This is a genomic window from Limnohabitans sp. DM1, from assembly GCF_001269385.1.
Classification (GTDB): Bacteria; Pseudomonadota; Gammaproteobacteria; order Burkholderiales; family Burkholderiaceae_C; genus Limnohabitans_A.
The window spans coordinates 11,990-30,637 of record NZ_CXOO01000026.1; the positions used below are offsets into that span (position 1 = coordinate 11,990).

Consider the following 18,648-nt stretch of genomic DNA (forward strand, 5'->3'; position numbering starts at 1 on the left):
TTACACCTGGGTCACTGTCAATTGCTGGTCGATCAGCAGTTGGACGGCGCTGGTGTTGTGGTTGTAGGCCACGTAGGTGTGGCCGCCCGCGACGACGTTGGTGGCGTCGGCGGTCCAGTTGGTCAGGTCAGACAGGACAACCTTGTCGCCGGTGTCGCCGTCCACCATCAGCTGGTTGCGGTTCACTGTGGTGGCCAGGCCGCTGGTGGTGTTGCTGGCGTTGAACGCGTTGGAGGTGGTGGCGTGCTGCAGCAGGTCACCCAGGTTCAGCTTGAGCGTGTTGTCGCCGCTGCCGGTCAGGTCAACCTTTTCGATGTTGTGCACCGCAGTCGCAGCCACCGCTGTCAGGTCCAGGACCAGGCCTGTGCCGTCGAGCTTGATGGTGTCGATGCCCGTGCCGCCGTCGATGCGCGCGATGTTCTGGCTCGTGCCCGACATGCCCAGCTGCACCAAGTTGTCCGCGTTCAGCACCAAGGTGTCGTCGCCACGGCCGCCATACAGCACGTCCGCACCGCCGCCGCCAATCAGCGTGTCGTTGCCGTCACCGGCCACCAGCTGGTTGTTGCCTGCGGTGCCCGTCAGTGTGTCGGCTGCAGTGGTGCCCAAGGCATCGCCATTGGCCGTCTGGAACGTCATGCTGTCGAGCTTGTCCACGCCGCCATAAACAACACGCGTCACACCTGCATCCGCGCGGCTGGCATCGGGGTCATCCACCCGAGCCGTGATGGCGATGTCTGCAAAACCGTCTCCATTGATATCGCCAATGGCACTGGCACCAAACTGCCCCAGATTGATGTCACTGGAAATGCCCTGAATACGGAAACCCTGGTCGGGGGTCAACGCGCTCAGCACAACGTTGGTCGTCGAAGTCCTGCCAAACACGACCGTGGCACCCCCCACCTTCACGCCTTGTGCGGTCAGGTTGGTGTTGCTGATGAGCAGGTCGGCCAGGCCATCGCCATTGAAATCCCCGATCACATCCACATCGCTCACGAAATCGGTCGAACCTCCAGCATTGCCCTGAATGGTGAAGCCACCAGAACCCAGCGCAGCCAGATTGACAGGACTGCTGTCAGTCTTGCCCAAAATCACATAGGTGTTTGCATTGCCATCGTTGACGATCAAGTCGTCCATGCCGTCACCATTCACGTCAGCCGCGTTGGTGGCGTAATACGCGGTGCTGGCAGAACTCAAGTTGGAGATGGCAAAACCGCGCCCGTTACCCGCTGTATCCAGTGAGGCCGTCGATACATTGGTCAACGCTGATCCACCATAGAACACATAACCCTTGGCCGTTCCTGTGGTGTAGTCATTGAGCACGAAATCGCTGTACCCGTCACCGTTGAAGTCACCACTGGCCGTGGGCAAGACACCGCCAGAAGTCAAGCCCGATGCAGGAGCAATGTAGAAGCCGTTGGTATAGGTGGTGCCCACAGCTGGCGAAGTGGGCAAGGCCACGGTGCCGCTGCTGGAACTGCCATACAGCAAGTAATTGCCACTGGAGAGATTGAACAAGATGTCTTCGTAGCCATCGCCGTTCACATCACCCACAACACTGTGACCGAAGGACCCGACATCGGCCATCGTGACCTTGAAGCCATCGCTGGCCGCCAGGCTGGTGATATTGAAAAGGCCAGGGCTGCTGGTCTTGCCATACACCACCCAGCTGGTGGTGCCGTTTTGCTTCACAACGATGTCGCTCAAGCCATCGCCGTTGACATCACCACCACGGGTATTGATGCTGGTCGTACCGCTGATCACAAAGCCATGGGTGTTGCCCGCAACCGTCAGGCTGGACAATTCAACCGTGGCGAGACTTGTCTTGCCATACACCACATATTTATTGGCTCCCGCAACGCTTGTGATGCTGAAGTCGTCGTAGCCATCGCCGTTGACATCGCCCACATTGACCACGCCAGAGCGTTGGTTGTCATACCCTGTGCCCTCGTTTGCATTCATGCCATTGATGGCGAAACCGGCGCTCAGACTGGTCAAATCACCCACAGGCAGGTTATAGGCCCAGTTGACGACCACAGGATTGCCAGCCGACAGATTGCCCGAAGTCCCACTTTCAATTTGAGCATTCACCGTGACCTGACCAAAAGCCTCCTTTTCAATGACCGACAAAGGCACTGTGAACTGGATGAACTTGTTGGTGAGGTCGGTGGCCGTCAACGCCGCAGAACGGATGCTTGAGCTGCCCCATGTGAGAACAACAAAATCACCCACCTGGGCAGGATTGACCACGCCCGTCACGCCTGCAGTGGGCAGTTGCACCTGAAGCACCGTGCCCGGATTGCCGCTGGCGATCACCTCGCTGTAAGTCAGGCTGTTGTCCACATAGGAAGAAGTCACGCCAATGGCGGTCGTACTCTGCTTGTCGAAATATGCCTCAGGAATAGCCTGCACGGTGCTGGTACTGCCTGCACCCGTCGAAGACCAGGTCACCGTATTGATGGTCGGTGCTGTGGGCAAAACAAAGCTCACCGGGATCGACTGCGGATCGCTGGTTGACAGCGTTGTGCTGCCGTCCAGCAAGGTCACCGAGGCGGGCACATTGGCTGTGGTGCCAATGGCCGTGACAGCGGTCAGCGTGGCCGTGGGCACCAAGACACTAGCCGTGCCAGCGGCAATGTCTGCCGCTGTCAGCGTGTAGCTGATGGTCTGGCCGCCCCAGTTCAGTTGCAGCGTGTTGCCTGCCACGGCACCCGTAGCCATCAAGGAGATCGGCACAGTCGTTCCCCCATCGCTGTTGGCCTCGGCCAGGTTCAGGCTGCCCGCCAACTCATTGGCATTGCTCAAGATGGCGGGGGTCAGGCGCAACTTCACATCGCCATGCACCAGCACCTGGGCCATTGCTTTTGTCATGTCCTCCAGCACGGTGTAGGTCTTGCCGTTGTTCTCCACGGTGCCCACACTGGCCCATGCGCCACGCAGGTACAAATCGCTGGTCGTGGTGCCATCCACCACCACCTGCGCACCCACGTTGACCGTGCCCCAGTTGGCCGGGCCACCTGTGGCGCTGGCCGTCCAGCCTGTGGTCGTGTTGAACGGGTTGTTCTTCTCGGACAAGTTCAGCACATCCAGCAGGTTCATCGTCAAAGACGCGCCCGTGCCGGTCATGTTGAAGCGCTCAATGCTCTGCATGGCCACTGAACGCAACTGCGTCAAATCCAGCGACGCATTGGTGAACTCGATCGTGTCCGTGCCCGTGCCACCGTCGATGCGCGCAATCGCTTGTGCGTTGTTGCCCGTGTTGGTGCCCAGTGCCGTGATGTTGCTGGCGTTGATGACGATGGTGTCGTTACCGCGTCCACCGTACAAAACGTCTGCACCACCGCCGCCCACCAGCGTGTCGTTGCCGTCACCGGCCACGATCTGGTTGTTGCCTGCTGTGCCCGTCAAAGTCTCGGCACCCTCGGTGCCAATGGCGTCGCCATTGCTCACCTGCACCACCATATCGTTGATGCGGCCCACACCGCCGTACACCACACGGGTGATACCGGCGTCTGTGCGCGAGCCTGTGCTGGGATCGTCCAAGGGCGCTGAAATCAGCACATCGGCAAAGCCGTCGCCGTTCACATCGCCCGCAGCGCCAATGGTGTAGCCCGAATAGCCGTTGGGCGACACGCCGTTGATGCGGAAGCCCTCAGAGGCCGCCATGTCGCTCAGGACCACGGTCGAAGTGCCCGTGCGGCCATACACCAGATAACCCAGGCCAATTCCTGAAGTGCTGTTGAGCGGCATGCCGAACTGCGACACCAGCATATCGGACAGACCGTCGCCGTTGAAGTCGCCCACCAAAGCCACATCGGTGATGCCGTTGGTCGCCTGCCCTGCCAGCGTAAAGCCGCCCCTGCCTGCCGCCAGGTCTGACACCCACACAGGTGCATCGCCCGTCTTGCCAAACACCACATACGCCGCGTTCACGCCGTCATTGACCAGAATGTCATCCAGTCCGTCACCGTTCACATCGCCGCCTGTCGTGGTGTAAACGCCCGTGGTCGCTGTCAGCCCCTGAATCGCAAAGCCCCGGCCTGTGCCCGCCACGCTCATCGTGTTGGACGTGACGCCTGTGAGGGCACTGCCACCAAAGTGCACATAGGCAGTGCCCGCCGTGTTGGCCACGTTGTTCATCTGAACAAAGTCGGCATACCCATCGCCGTTGAAGTCGCCACTGGCCGACACCAGCACGCCACCCGAGGGAATGGAGGCGTTGCCGTTGTTGATGAAAAAGCCAGTGCTGAACGTGCCCGAAGAACCCGTCGGCAACGTGGTGTTGACGTTGGCTGAGCTGCCATACAACAAGAACGCACTGTTCGGCGCGGCGTTGAAGTTGATCAACACATCGTCATAACCATCAGCGTTCACGTCTCCCACCACACTGATGCCCGAAATGTTCGTGGTGGGCGACGTGATGGTGTAACCATTGCTGATCGTGAAACCAGCCGTGGTCGTGGTCATCAGACCAGGGCTCCTGGTGTTGCCCAGCACCACATAAGCGGTGGTCGTGCTGTTTTGCATCACCACATCGTTCAGGCCGTCACCGTTGATGTCACCCGCCGGTCCGTTGTAATAAGCCGTGTTGTTGAAGGTATAGCCAATGGCATTGCCCACGGCCGACATGCTCGACAACTCAACGGTGGTCAAACCGGCCTTGCCGTACACCACATAGTGGTAGCCAAGGATGTCAACAAGGTCAAAGTCTCCATAACCGTCACCGTTGACATCACCCACATTGATGGCGCCCTGCCCTGCGTTGACATAACCCAGCAGGTAGTTGGCCGCCGGGCCGTTGATGGCAAAGCCAGCGCTCAGAGCCGTCAGGCTGTCCAGCGGCAAGTCAAAGGACCAGTCCACCGTGACCGTGGCCGCTGGCGAGGTGTTGCCCGTCAATGCACTGGTCACCGCAGCGGTCACCACCACATCGCCAAACGCCTGGCTGTCGATGGTGGCAAACGGGATCGTCACATCCACATATTTGTTGGTGATGTCCGTGGCCGCAATCGGCGTTGGCACCTTGATCACCTGGTCTCCCCAGGTGATGGTCAGCGTATCGCCCGCCAGTACCGGATTGGTCACACCGGTCACACCGGCTGTGGGCAACTGCACCCGCATGATGGTGCCGGAATTGGTGGGATTGCTCACCTCGTTGTAGTACAGCTTGTTGTCCACCAGACCGGTGATGCCCGCAAAGGTGGCGCCAAAACCACTGATAGACGCCTCGGGGATACCCGTGACTGCGCTGGTGTTGCCAGCGCCCGTAGCCGCCCAGACCACCGAGTTGATGGTCGGTGCTGTGGGCACGACAAAGTTGACGGCCACTGGCAGTGCATCTGATGCCGACACGGTGGTGCTGCCATTGAGCAGCGTGACACCGACATCCACGGTATTGGCAGCCCCCACAGCGGTCACGGTGGTCAGCGTGGCTGTGGGCACAGGCACCGTGGCCGTACCCGCAGCAATGTCTTCAGCCGTCAGTGTGTAGCTGACGATCTGACCGCCCCAACTCAGTTGCAAGGTGTTGCCAGCCACTGCGCCGGTGTCACTCAGGCTGACCGCAATCGGTGTGCCACTGCTGCTGTTGGCTTCGGTCAGATTCAAACCGCTGGCCAGTTCATTGGCACTGGTCATCACGCTAGGGGCCATCAGCACACCGATATCTTTGCCAACAATGACTTGAGCGCTGCCCATGGCGCTTTGCAGCACCTTATAGACCTTGCCATTGTTCTCGACGGTGCCAATGTTGTTCCAGGTGCCGCCCAGCGTCAGCAAGTTGGTGTTGTCACCATCCACCACCACTTGTGCAAAGCGGTTGATGGCGCCCCAGTTGACAGCACCGCCTGTGGTGCTGGCCACCCAGCCGGTGGTGGTGTTGAAGTTGTTGTTCTCGCTGGCCAGGTCGATCACATCGAGCCTGCCCATTTTCAGGGTGTTGCTGCTGCCGTTCATGTCGATGCGGTCGATGTCATCAATCACCTGCGTGCGAACAGCGGTCAAATCCAGGCTGGTTTGATCGAGTCGAAGTGTGTCGATGCCATTGCCGCCATCTATGCGGGCCACAGCCTGTGCGTTGTTGCCCGCATTGCGGGCCAGCATGGCCACGTTGTCGGCATTGATCACGAACACATCGTCACCTCGGCCGCCATACATCACATCCGCACCACCGCCACCGATCAGGGTGTCGTTACCCGCACCGGCAATCAGCTGGTTGCTGCCCGTCGTGCCGGTCAGCAAGTCATCGGCAGTCGTGCCCAACAAGTCCCCGTTGCTGGCCTGAATGACCGAGTTGGTGATTTCAGAGAAACCGCCATAGACCACATAGGTCTTGCCTTCGGCATAGAGCTGTGCGGTGTTGCCATCGGCCGTGGCCACGCCCACCAACAGGTCATCAAAACCGTCACCGTTGACATCGCCAGCGGCGGCCACCATGGACTGGCCGACACTGCCATTTTCGTTGGCAAGGCGCACAAACTTGTTCAGATCGGCAACGCCCAGGTCAACCGTGACGCCGCCAGCGGATTGGCCAAACACAATGAATGAATGGCCACGGGCCGTGTTCAGTGCCAGGTCATCCAAGCCGTCACCGTTCATGTCACCCACATTGACCATGGTGCCCAGGCTCGAATCGTTGCTGGTGCCCGTGATGACAAAACCTTGGCTGCTTGCACCGGCGGCAATGGCACTGGCGCTGATGGCCGCGCCATCAGACTTGCCAAACACCACCACGGCCCGGTTGAATTGCGTGATCGCCATGTCGGCCAAGCCATCGCCGTTGACGTCGCCCAGAATTTGCACCTTGGGAGTGGCATCTTCACCGTCGGCACTCAAGCCCTGCACGGCTTGGGTGATCCTGAAACCACTGGTGCCATCGGCTGCCGTCAAAGAAGATGCATTGAGCGTGTTGCCATCTTTTTTTCCAAAGACCACAAAGACTGAGCCGCCGTTGCTGGAGGATGTTTGGGACACCACCAAGTCGGACAGGCCGTCGCCGTTGATGTCACCGCCGCCGCCCACCACCGTACCGAATTCGTACTGGGTGCTATAGCCAAACTGGGTGCTCCCGTTGATGAAGAAACCATTGCTCATCGATGTCGGGTTGGTGCTCATCGCCGGCAAGAGGATGTTGCCCTGATTGCCTGTAGAACCAAACAGCACAAAGGCACGACCCAATGACGACGAGGCCATGTTTTCGCCCACGATGAAATCGTCAATGCCGTCGCCGTTGACATCACCGGCATCAAACATGCCGGTGGTGGCGGGTGAGCCACCACCGCCCAAGGGGTGGTAAGCAGCGTTTCTGAAGTCGTAGTAAAACTGTCCAGCCATGCCGGCGAATCTTTCACTGTCCTTGATCATGAAACCCTGGCTGGTGGCTGTACCGGCTTCCAGGTTGCTCACCTGCACCGCAGCCCCATCGGACTTGCCATACACCACAAACACACGGTTGGTCTTGCCATCCGGATAGGCGGGCTGAGACATGCTGAGCATGAGGTCATTGCGGCCATCGCCGTTGATGTCAACACTGGCCGCGCCATAGTTGTAATAGCCCCAATAAGTGGGCGAGTCGATCATGAAGCCCTGCGTGCTGCCACCTGCCTCAATGGCCGACAAGTCCACCTTGGGCAAACCTGTTTGGCCAAACACCACATAGGACTTGAAGTTGGTGCTGTCAGTGACCAGTGCATCGTCCAGACCGTCGCCGTTCATGTCGCCCGCATTCACCACGGTGGCGCCCGAGGCATACCATTCGTTGTTGGCCGCCCCTGTGGTTGTACGCGGTCCGTTGCCATTGATGGCGTAGCCGTACATGGGGCTGGTGGGATTGCCCGGCATGGCCAGTGGCAGGTCAAAGGCGAAGTTCACCATGACCGAGGCCAAAGCGGATTCACCCCCCGTGGCCGCGACGATGCGGCTCGTCACGTTCACCTGACCATAGCCCTGGCTGCGGATCGTGGCCTCTGGCACCGTGAAGTCCACATATTTGGCCGTGATGTCTGCGGCAGTCAGCGTATAGCTGATGGGGGTGGCCGTACCCCAGGCCAACAAGACCGAATCACCCGCCTTGGGTGGAACAGCCGAACCGGTGCCAATGGGCAACTGCACACGCAGCACCGTGCCGTTGAGGAAAATCTCGGAGTTAAAGAGCGCGCTGTCTGTGCCAATGTTGTTGGCCACAGTGGTCTGCATGGTCGTGGTTTGCAACCAGTAGTTGGCCTCTGGAATACCTGTGAGCGAGCTGGTATTGGCCGCACCCGTAGCAGCCCAGGCCGTGGCGCTGATGGTGGGCGCCGTGGGCACGATGAAGTCCACCGCAATCGTCTGCGGATCGCTTGCCGACACGGTGGTGCTGCCATCGAGCAACGTCACGCTGGCCACCACATTGCCGGTTGCACCCATGGCCGTCACAGCGGTCAGTGTGGCTGTGGGCACAGGCACGTTGGCGGTGCCTGCGGCAATGTCTTCAGCCGTCAGTGTGTAGCTGACGATCTGGCCGCCCCAACTCAGTTGCAGGGTGTTGCCAGCCACTGCGCCGGTGTCACTCAGGCTGATGGCAATCGGCGTGCCGCCGTTGCTGTTGGCTTCGGTCGCATTCAGGCCGCCTGCCAACTCATTGGCATTGCTCAGGATGTTGGGCGTCAGGCGCAGCTGCACGCTGCTCTCCACCAGCACCTGCGCCATGGCCTTGCTGGTGTCTTCCAGCACCCTGTAGATTTTGGTTTCGCCGTTTTCGGTGTGCTCAACAGTGCCCACGTTGACCCAGCTGCCAGCCAGGTACAGGTCGCTGGTGGCGGTGCCGTCCACCACCACTTGAGCACCGGTGTTGACCGCACCCCACTTGACGGGGCCACCCGTGGCTGTGGCCGTCCAGCCCGTGGTCGTGTTGAAGGGGTTGTTCTTTTCGGACAGAGTGATCACATCCAGTGCCGACATCTTGAGCACAGTGCCAGTGCCCGTCAGATTGAAACGTTCGATGCTCTGTATAACCGTCTGTCCAACTTTTGACAGGTCAAGCTCGGCGCTGTCGAGTTGCACGGTGTCGATGCCGTTGCCGCCATCTATGCGGGCGATGGCCTGACTGCCATTGCCGCTGCTGCGCATCAGCATGGTCACGTTATCGGCGTTGATGACGATGGTGTCGTCACCACGGCCGCCATACAAAACGTCGGCCCCGCCTGCACCCATGAGGGTGTCGTTGGCGTCACCGGCCACGATCTGGTTGTTGCCCGTGGTGCCGGTCAGGGTGTCGGCGCCAGTGGTGCCAATGGCGTCGCCGTTGGCGGCCTGGAACGTCATGGGCTCCAGTCGGTCCACACCCCCGTAGATGACCCGCGAGACACCGCCCGAAGCGCGTGCAGCGTCGGGGCTGTCCAGGCGTGCGTTGACGATCAGGTCAGCAAAGCCGTCGCCGTTGACGTCACCTGCGGCGCTCACCGACATGCCCATTTGCACAGACACGGTGCCGCCATCAATGCGGAAGCCCTCTGAGGCCGCCAGATCGGTCATGGTCAGCGGCGTTCCGCTGGTGCGGCCATAGACCAGGTAGGCACCGCCGGTGGTCTTGTCGTTGATGGTCATGTTGGGGTGGCCCACCACCATGTCGGCCAGACCGTCTCCGTTGAAGTCACCCACAACGTCCACGTCCATGTTGTTGCTTGCCGTTGTAGAGCCATGGATGACAAAACCACCACTGCCTGCACGAACAGCACTGAGGTTGACAGGTTCGCTGTCGGTCTTGCCAAAGAGAACATAGGTGGATCTCGTGCCATCGTTGAAGATAATGTCGTCAAGACCATCACCGTTCACATCGCCGGTGGCTGTGCCCTGGAAACTGATGGTGGGCAGGTTGCCCGTATCAGTGATGCCGCTGATCATGAACCCTCGGCTGCTGCCTGCGGTGCTGAGGCTGGCAAGGCTGAAGCCGGACTGACTGGCGCCACCATAAACCACATAGGCTTTGTTGAATGCACCAGAGTTGAAGTCGTAGGTGACTTGCAAGAAGTCACCGTAACCATCACCGTTGAAGTCACCGCTTTCTGTTGCGTCCTTGCCGCCCGAGACGAAGTTGCCAGCGTCAATGAAGAACCCATTGGAGAAACTTCCGGTGGTGACATCGGGTATGGCTGTGTTGGCACCGCTGGCGCTGCCGTACATCAGGAAACTGTTCTTGTAGTTGAAGTTCAACAGCATGTCGTCAAAGCCGTCACCATTGACGTCACGCACAACGCTGCGTGATTCAAGGAAGTGATAGGCGTAGTCGATCGTCGCACCAACGTTGATTCTGAAACCCGTGGTGCTGGCAGTTGCTGGCACCAAGGCGGCAAGTGTGGTCAGACCCGGGCTGCTGGTGGTGCCCAACACCACATAGCTGGTGTCTGAACCACCCATCACCATGTCGTTCAAGCCATCCCCGTTGACGTCGCCAGCCGTGGTGTTGAACGAGTTGCCGACGTTGGTGATTATGAATCCATTGGTATTGCCCACGGCCTCCAAAGTCGACAATTCAAGCGTGGTCAAGCCGGGGCGGCCATAGACGATGTAGCGCGTCGTGGCCCCTTGGTTGGTCAGCGAGAAGTCATCGTACCCATCGCCGTTCACATCACCCAGATTGACCGATGCCTGCTGGTTGCCGTTGGAGCCGAGTTGTTCGCCGCCTACCCGGCCATTGATGGCAAAGCCATTGGCCAAGCTGGTCAACTCGGTGGTGGGCAGGTCATAGGCCCACTTGACGTTGAGCGGCGCTGCATCAGAAGTATTGCCCGTTGCCGCGCTGGTGACCTGTGCCACCACCGGCACGATGCCAAACGGCTGCGTCTCCAGGGTGCTCACAGGCACGGTGACATCGACGTATTTGGCCGTGATGTCTGCCGCAGTGAGGGTGCCCACCTGGATGATCTGGTCACCCCACTTGAGGGCCAGCGCATCACCGGCCACGGTGGGGCTGCTGGCGCCCGCTGCCACTGTGGGCAGCTGCACGCGCACGATGGTGCCTGCGTTTGCCGTGTTGCTCACTTCGCTCAAATAGAGCGTCATGTCGTTGGCGGTGCCGGTGATGGCGCTGAAGGTTGCTGCGTGCTTGTCGTAGAAGGCCTCAGGAATACCTTTGAGGTCGCTGGTACTGCCAGCACCCGTGGCGGCCCAGGTCAAGTTGCTGATGGTGGGCGCCGTGGGCGAGCTGAGGTCGATCAGGGCATTGACCGGTGCACTGGTCATGCCTGCGCCCAGTGAGGCCGTGACGGTAATGGTTTCGCTTGTGTTGACCGGTGTTTCGGCCTGCACGGTGGCCGTGGGCACCAGTACGGCCACGGTCTTGGCGGCCACATCAGCGACCGTCAGCACATGGCTGATGGTCTGAGCGCCCCAGGCCAAGGTCAGGGTCTGACCGGCCACAGCGCCGGTGTCTGCAATGCTGACGTTGACCACGGTTCCGCCTGCGGTCTGGCCGCTGTCGGTGCTGGCGACTTCGGTCATGCTCAGTGCGTTGCCGGTGGGGGCTTCGGGAATGCTGCTGATGACCGGTGGCTTGACGATGAGCAGTTCGCTGCTGCTGATGTCATGGCGCGTCACGGCTGCTGCAGTGCTGGTCACGTCCACGTTGTAGCTGTTGCCCTGGCTGAGCACGCCCGTGGGCACCAACAGACTCCAGGCGCCGGTGGTGGTGTCGTAACTCAGGCCTGCGGGGCTGCTGGTGCCACCCACCGTGAGGGTGTAGGTGCCCAGTGCAGCGGTGCCTGCCGTGTCTTTGATGACCACGGTCAGCAAGTCGCCAGCGGCCAGGTTGATGGCGGTGGCGCCATCGAGCTTTTGCGCCATGCCGGTCAAGGTGGGCGTGGTGCTGGCAGTGATCTGCTCGATCACGGTGGGCAGGTCGGGCGTGGCAACGTTCACGATCACCCCGTTGTTGGTGTCGGACACGGCGGCGTTGCCGGCCTTGTCGCTCACGCTGGCGGTGATGGCGTAGCTGTTGCCATGGTTGAGCTGCACCGCATCTGCCGAGGGCACGCTGACCGACCAGGTGCCAGCGCTGGCCTCTGCGGTGTAGGTCTTGCCGTCCAGGGTGACGGTGACCGTCTGGCCGTCTTCGGCGGTGGTGGTGCCGCTGATGACCGGCAGCGGGCTGACACTGGCGCTGAGGGTGAAGGTGGTGGTGTCGTAGCCACGCTCTGTGCCGTCAAAGGTGCCCTTGTCGGATTCGCCCACGGCGTCGCCAAAGACACTGGTGACCAGCACGGTGGGCGCGGTGTTGTCAATGGTGACCGAGCCGGTGACGGTGCTGGTGACACCATCTGTGCCTGTCAGGGTGACGGTGATGGCTTGCAGTCCATCGGCAAAGCCCACGGCTTTGTCTAAGGTGCCCGATGCGGGCGTGGCCACGCCGGTGTCCACGCTCCAGTTGCCGCTGGCGTCGGTCATGGTGTTGTAGGTCACGCCACCGATGGTGACGGTGATGGGCCGGCCTGGCTGGTCGCTGCTGCCGCTGATGGTGGGCGTGGTGTCTGTGGTGACGCCATCGGCGCTGCTGGTGCCGGTGTCGTTGGTGATGCTGGTGATGATCACCATGGGCCCCACGGGGGCCTCGATGGTCAAAGGCACGGTGGCAGGCGCACTGGTGTTGCCCGCAGGGTCGGTGACCGTGACGGTGGCCTCGTCTGTGGTGCCCACGGGCAGCGCCATTGTGGGGGTGACGCTCCAGGTGCCGTTGGCTGCAACGGTGGTGGTGAGCACCTCACCGGTGACAGGCATGACGACCGTGACGACGTAACCGGCTGCGCCGGTGCCACTGATGGTGGGCGTGTTGTCGGTGGTGATGCCGTCACCTGTGGTGCCGCTGTCGCTGCCGGGGTCAAGCTTGGAGGCCGGTGCGACCGGTGCTGCAGGTGCGCTGGTGTCGATGGTGATGGCCAGTGCGGCCGGCGCGCTGGTGTTGCCTGTGGGGTCGGTGGCGGTCACGCTCAGGGTCTGGGCGCCTTCAGGCAGCGCCGTGGTGGGCGTGATGGACCAGCTGCCATCTGACGCCACGGTGGCGGTGCCGATGACGGTGCCAGCTGGGTCTTTGAGGGTGATGGTGTCACCGGGCGTAGCACCCGCCCCGCTGAGGGTCGGTGTGGTGTCGCTGGTGGTGCTGTCACCTTGGGTGCCGCTGTCGCTGGCCGGGTCGATCCTGCCCAGGGGCGCGTCGGGGCCTGCAATCACGGTGTTGACGGCCAGCTCGATCAGCAGCTGACCTTGTGTGGTGCTGTGGTCGTAGATTTTGTAGGTCTTGCCGCCCAGCACCACTTGGCCTTTGTAGGCCCACTGACCCGTCAGGCCCGTGTTGCCTTCCACGCCCGTGCTGCCGGTGACGCCGTCCACGGCCAGGCCGCTCATGTCCACCGTGTCGGTGTTGGTGCCGTTGACCACAAACTGCACCTTGCCCACGCTGCTGGTGGAGCCGGTGGCCGCGATGTTGCCAATGGCGGTTTGGGTGGTGGCGGTGAAGTTGTAGCCGGTCAACTCGGTGCCGCCCAGGCTGAGCACGTTGTTGGCGTTGAGCGTGACGGTGCTGGTGCCTTGCAGCTCAAAGACTTCGATTTCCTGGAGGGTCTTGACGGTTTGGTTGTTCGTCAGGGCGATCAGGTCGAGGGTGGTGCCAGCGGCCAGCTTGAGGGTGTCGACCTTGGCGCCGCCGTCGAGCATGCCGCCCGAAGTCAGCAGGGTTTGCAGGTTGCTGCCTGCGCTGATGGTGTCTGAACCGTCACGGCTGTCCAGCATGCCACCGGTGTAGGTGAGCGTGTCCGGGTTGTCTGTGACACCCTCAAACGCGCCCCCTGCAACCAAGGTGTTGGCCGGTGCTGCGGGCTGGAAGGAAAGGTTGTCCAGCCAGAAATCGGCACCATTGGATGTTCCGTTGCTCTTGGCGGTGATGGACAGCTCGAGTGTTTTGGTGGTGGGCGCCGTGTAGGTCACGGTCAAATGGCCGCTTTCATTGAAGCCGTTGGCATTGCCAGTCACAAACTCGATGAGTTCGCCATCGATCACCATGCCCAACTGCTGCGCTTTTTCTGCGATTACCCACCAGTAGTTGGGGTCGGAGCGATTGGGGAAATTGGTGTTGATGTAATCGAGCTTGAATGTGTAGGTTTGCCCTGCCACAACCGGCACTGTGGTTTTCCAAATGGTGCCCACAGTCGCGTTGGAATACTCGCCGTGCATGACGGGGTTGGTCATGGTGCCGTCGGGGTTGGTATTGCCTGCCACGTACTGGGTGGACCAGGTGCCAAATGAATAAGGTTTCAGACCGCTCGAGGAGGTTGTTGCACCCGAACTGGTGGGCAGCCAATCGCCCAATGAATAGGCGTTCCACCCCCCCAAGGGGTAGCTTGAAGTTTTGACCAGATCGCTGGTAAAGCCGGGGCTTCCGGTCGTGGTCGAGAAATCGCCATTGGTCAGCAATTCGCTGGCCCCGGCTTTGACGGTCCACAGGTTGGAGCCCAGACTTTGATTGCCTTGTTCGTCAACCTGAATCGCAGAAAACGTGTTGCTGCCGGGGTAGGTGCCTGTCAACGAGGTCACGCTCCATTTGCCGTTGGCGTCCACGATGGCGGTGCCCACCAAATTGCTGTAGAGGTTGTCGTAGAGGTAAATTTTGGAACCCGCCGCCGCAGCACCTGCCACGGCTGTGCCACTGACGCTGGCCAGGGTGTTGGCAGTGCCCGTCGTGTCGCTCGTGCCGTCAACACCGACGCTGACCCCTGCCGAGTCCTTGACCTCGGTAATGACCGGTGCACTTTCCACCAAGTCAGTGGTGACCCGTTGTGTGGTCACAGGCCCCGCCACACCTGCGGCTGACACCACCTTGGCGGTGTAGGTCCAGTTGGCGCTGTAGCCGTTGGTGTCGGTGATGGCCCATTCGGTGCCGTTGACCACGGCGTTGCCAATGAGTTGGCCGTCTGCAAACACTTGCACCGTCTCGCCAGTGGCCAGCGCACGGTCGATGTGACCGGACAGCAGGCGGCCTGCGCTGGCGTCGTTGGTGGTCCAGTCGGCGTGGGCAGCGGCCAGGCTGCTGTCCTTGGTCATGCTGGAGAACGTGACCGTGTTGAGAGAGCTGTCCACAATGGTGATGGGCAGTGTGGCCGGTGCGCTGGTGTTGCCAGCGGGGTCGGTGGCGGTCACGCTCAGGGTCTGTGGGCCTTCAGGCAGTGCTGTGGTGGGGGTGACTGACCAGCTGCCATTGGTGGCGACCACGGCTGTGCCCATGATGGCACCACTGGGGTCTTTGACGGTGATGGTGTCACCCGGGGTGCCGGTGCCGCTGATGGTGGGCGTGCTGTCTTTGGTGCTGCTGTCGCCTTGGTCGCCGCTGTCGCTGGTGGGGTCGAGCATGGCCTTGGGCGCGTCGGGGCCTGCAATGACCGTGTTGATGGGCAGCTCGATCAGCAGCTGAGCTTGTGTGGTGCTGTGGTCGTAGATTTTGTAGGTCTTGCTGCCCAGAGCCACTTGGCCTTTGTAGTCCCACTGGCCTGTCAGGCCCGTGTTGCCTTGCACGCCTGCGGTGCCGGTGACGCCGTCCACGGCCAGGCCGGTCATGTCCACCGTGTCGGTCAGGGTGCCGTTGACCACAAACTGCACTTTGCCCGCGCTGCTGGTGCTGCCGGTGGCGGCGATGTTGCCCAGCGCGGTTTGGGTAGTGGCGGTGAAGCTGAAGCCCGTCAGCTCGGTGCCGCCCAGGCTGAGCACATTGTTGGCGTTGAGCGTAACGGTGCTGGTGCCTTGCAGCTCAAAGACTTCGATTTCCTGGAGTGTCTTGACAGTTTGGTTGTTCGTCAGGGCGATCAGGTCGAGGGTGGTGCCAGCGACCAGCTTGAGGGTGTCCAGGCCCGAGCCACCGTCGATGTAACCGCCATTGGCCAGCACCGTTTGCAGGTTACTGGTTGTGACGGTGATGGCGTCGTTACCTTCCAACGCGTCGAGTGCACCCACTTTATAGGACAGCGTGTCGGGATTGGATGTGGCACCACCGAATACACCGCCAGACAGCAGCATATTGGGCTCAGATGATTGGTTAAAACTGAAATTGTCGATCACAAAATCACCGCCAGATGCTGCTGAGTGCGAAGCCTTCACGCTCAGGGTGATGGTTTTGCTGCTGGGTGCGGTGTACGTGACCGTCAAGCGGCCAGCCTCTGACGGTGCAACGTTGTATGGTGAGACAAAGTGGATGGTGGACCCATCAATGGTCAGATTCATCGGCACAACGAAAAAGTGGCTCGCATAGTTCATGTTGAACTGATAAGTCTTGCCGGCTTCTACCGTGACCGTCGTGGCCCAAATCTCTTTTTCACCGCTGCCAACCTGACCTTGCAGCACATTGCCTGTGATGAACCCGTTGGGATTACCTGCCTCAGCTTGGTTCTGCCCTGTTTTGAAAACTTTGCTCCATGTGCCAAGTCCATTGCCCCAAGCCACAGGGGTCGAGTTGATACCCGTGGTGACATTCAATGGCGTTTGGCCCACGTTGGCTTCTGCGGCCGTCAAGATGCGGTAGGTATCCGTGCCGCTGGTGAAAACGTTACCGGCAACCTGTGTCAATGCGGTCGTGAAGCCACCTGATGATTCAAAATCACCGTTGGTCAGCATGTTGCTGGGCGTTTGAACGGTCCAGATATTGGACATGGCACTGCCGTTGCCGTTGGCATCGATCTGCATGGCGGCAAAGCTGTTTGTACCCAGATGGATGCCCGTGAGGTTGCTCACTGTCCAAGTGCCGTTTGAGGCGACAGTGGCTGTACCCACCAGGTTGGTGTAACTGTTGTCGTACAGATAAATCGTCGAGCCCGCAGTCCCTGAGCCACTGACGCTCGCCAGGGTGTTGGCAGTGCCCGTCGTGTCGCTCGTGCCGTTCACGCCGACGCTGACACCTGCCGAGTCCTTGACCTCGGTGATGACCGGTGCACTTTCCACCAAGTCAGTGGTGACCCGTTGTGTGGTCACAGGCCCCGCCACACCTGCTTCTGACACCACCTTGGCGGTGTAGGTCCAGTTGGCGCTGTAGCCGTTGGTGTCGGTGATGGCCCATTCGGTGCCGTTGACCACGGCGTTGCCAATGAGTTGGCCGTCTGCAAACACTTGCACCGTCTCGCCAGCCGACAGCGCACTGTCGATGTGACCGGACAGCAAGCGGCCTGCGCTGGCGTCGTTGGTGGTCCAGTCGGCGTGGGCGGTGCCGGTGCTGAAGTCCTTGGTCATGCTGGAGAAGCTGACCGTATTGAGGGAGCTGTCCACAATGGTGACCGGCAGTGCCGTGGCCGGGCTGGTCAGACCTTGCGGGCTGGTTGCGGTCACGCTCAGGTTGTTGAGGCCCATGGGCAGCGCTGTGGTGGGCGTGACGGCCCAGCTGCCGTCTGGCGCCACGGTGGCAGTGCCGATGACGGTGCCAGCTGGGTCTTTGATGGTGATGGTGTCACCTGGCGCTGCGCCCGCGCCGCTGAGGGTGGGCGTGGTGTCGGTGGTGCTGCCGTCGCCTTTGGTGCCGCTGTCGCTGGTGGGGTCAAGCATGGCAGCAGGCGCGGCTGGGGTGACGGCTTCGCCTTCGATGGTGATGGGCAGTGTTGTCGCAGGGCTGATGTTGCCCGACGGGTCGGTGGCGGTGACGGCCAGAGGGGTGGTGCCCACGGGCAGTGGCGTGGTGGGCGTGATGGACCAGCTGCCGTCGGGCGTGACCATGGCGCTGCCGATGACGGTGCCTTGTGGGTCTTTGATGGTGATGACGTTGCCCGGTGTGCCCGAGCCGCTCAAGGTGGGCGTGGTGTCGGTGGTGCTGTTGTCGCCCTGGGTGCCGCTGTCGCTGGTGGGGTCGAGTTTGACCGCCGGGGCCACGGGGGCCTGGGTGTCGATGACGACGGTGATGACCAGCGGGTTGATGCTGGTGTTGCCTGCCGGGTCGGTGGCGATGACGCTCATGGCGTTGATGCCTTCGGGCAGCGCGGTGCTGGGCGTGGCCGACCAGCTGCCGTCGGCCGCAACCACGGTGGTGGCAATGACTTGGCCTTGGGCGTCTTTGATGGTGATGGTGTCACCAGGCTCGCCCTTGCCGCTGAGGGTGGGGGTGTTGTCGCTGGTGGTGTTGTCGCCAGGCAGTCCGGTGTCGCTGCTGGGGTCCAGTACGGCGGTCAGGCTGGCCGGGGCGGTGGTGTCCACGGTGACGGGCAAGGTGGTGGATGGGCTGGTGTTGCCTGCCGGGTCGGTGGCCGTGATGTTGAGGTTGTTGAGGCCTTCGTTCAGCGCTGTGGTGGGCGTGATGGCCCAGGTGCCGCCGGCATCGACCACGGCGGTGCCAAGGATGGCGCCTTGGGGGTTTTTGAGGGTGATGGTGTCACCCGGTGTGCCGGTGCCGCTGAGGGTGGGCGTGGTGTCGCTGGTGGTGCTGTCGAGCAGCTTGCCGCTGTCGCTGGTGGGGTCAAGCACGGCGGCGGGCGCTGCTGGTGCGTTGGGGTCAATGACGACGGTGACGGTGAGCGGGCTGGTGATGGTGTTGCCTGCTGGGTCGGTGGCGGTGACGCTCAGGGCGTTGCTGCCGCTGGTCAGCGGTGTGGTGGGCGTGACGGACCAGCTGCCGTTGGCGGCAACGATGGCGGTGCCGATGACGGCGCCTGTGGCGTCCTTGAT

At 61.3% G+C, this 18,648-nt stretch carries 1 protein-coding gene (running past one end of the window); it reads right to left on the minus strand.

What is annotated here, in order from left to right:
- Nucleotides 1-18,648, minus strand: the 3' portion of a protein-coding gene (locus tag AMM33_RS22420; RefSeq protein WP_090140947.1) for an Ig-like domain-containing protein. 15,396 nt of this gene lie beyond the right edge of the window; only the last 18,648 of its 34,044 coding nucleotides appear in the window; its start codon lies beyond the right edge, outside the window; its stop codon occupies nucleotides 1-3.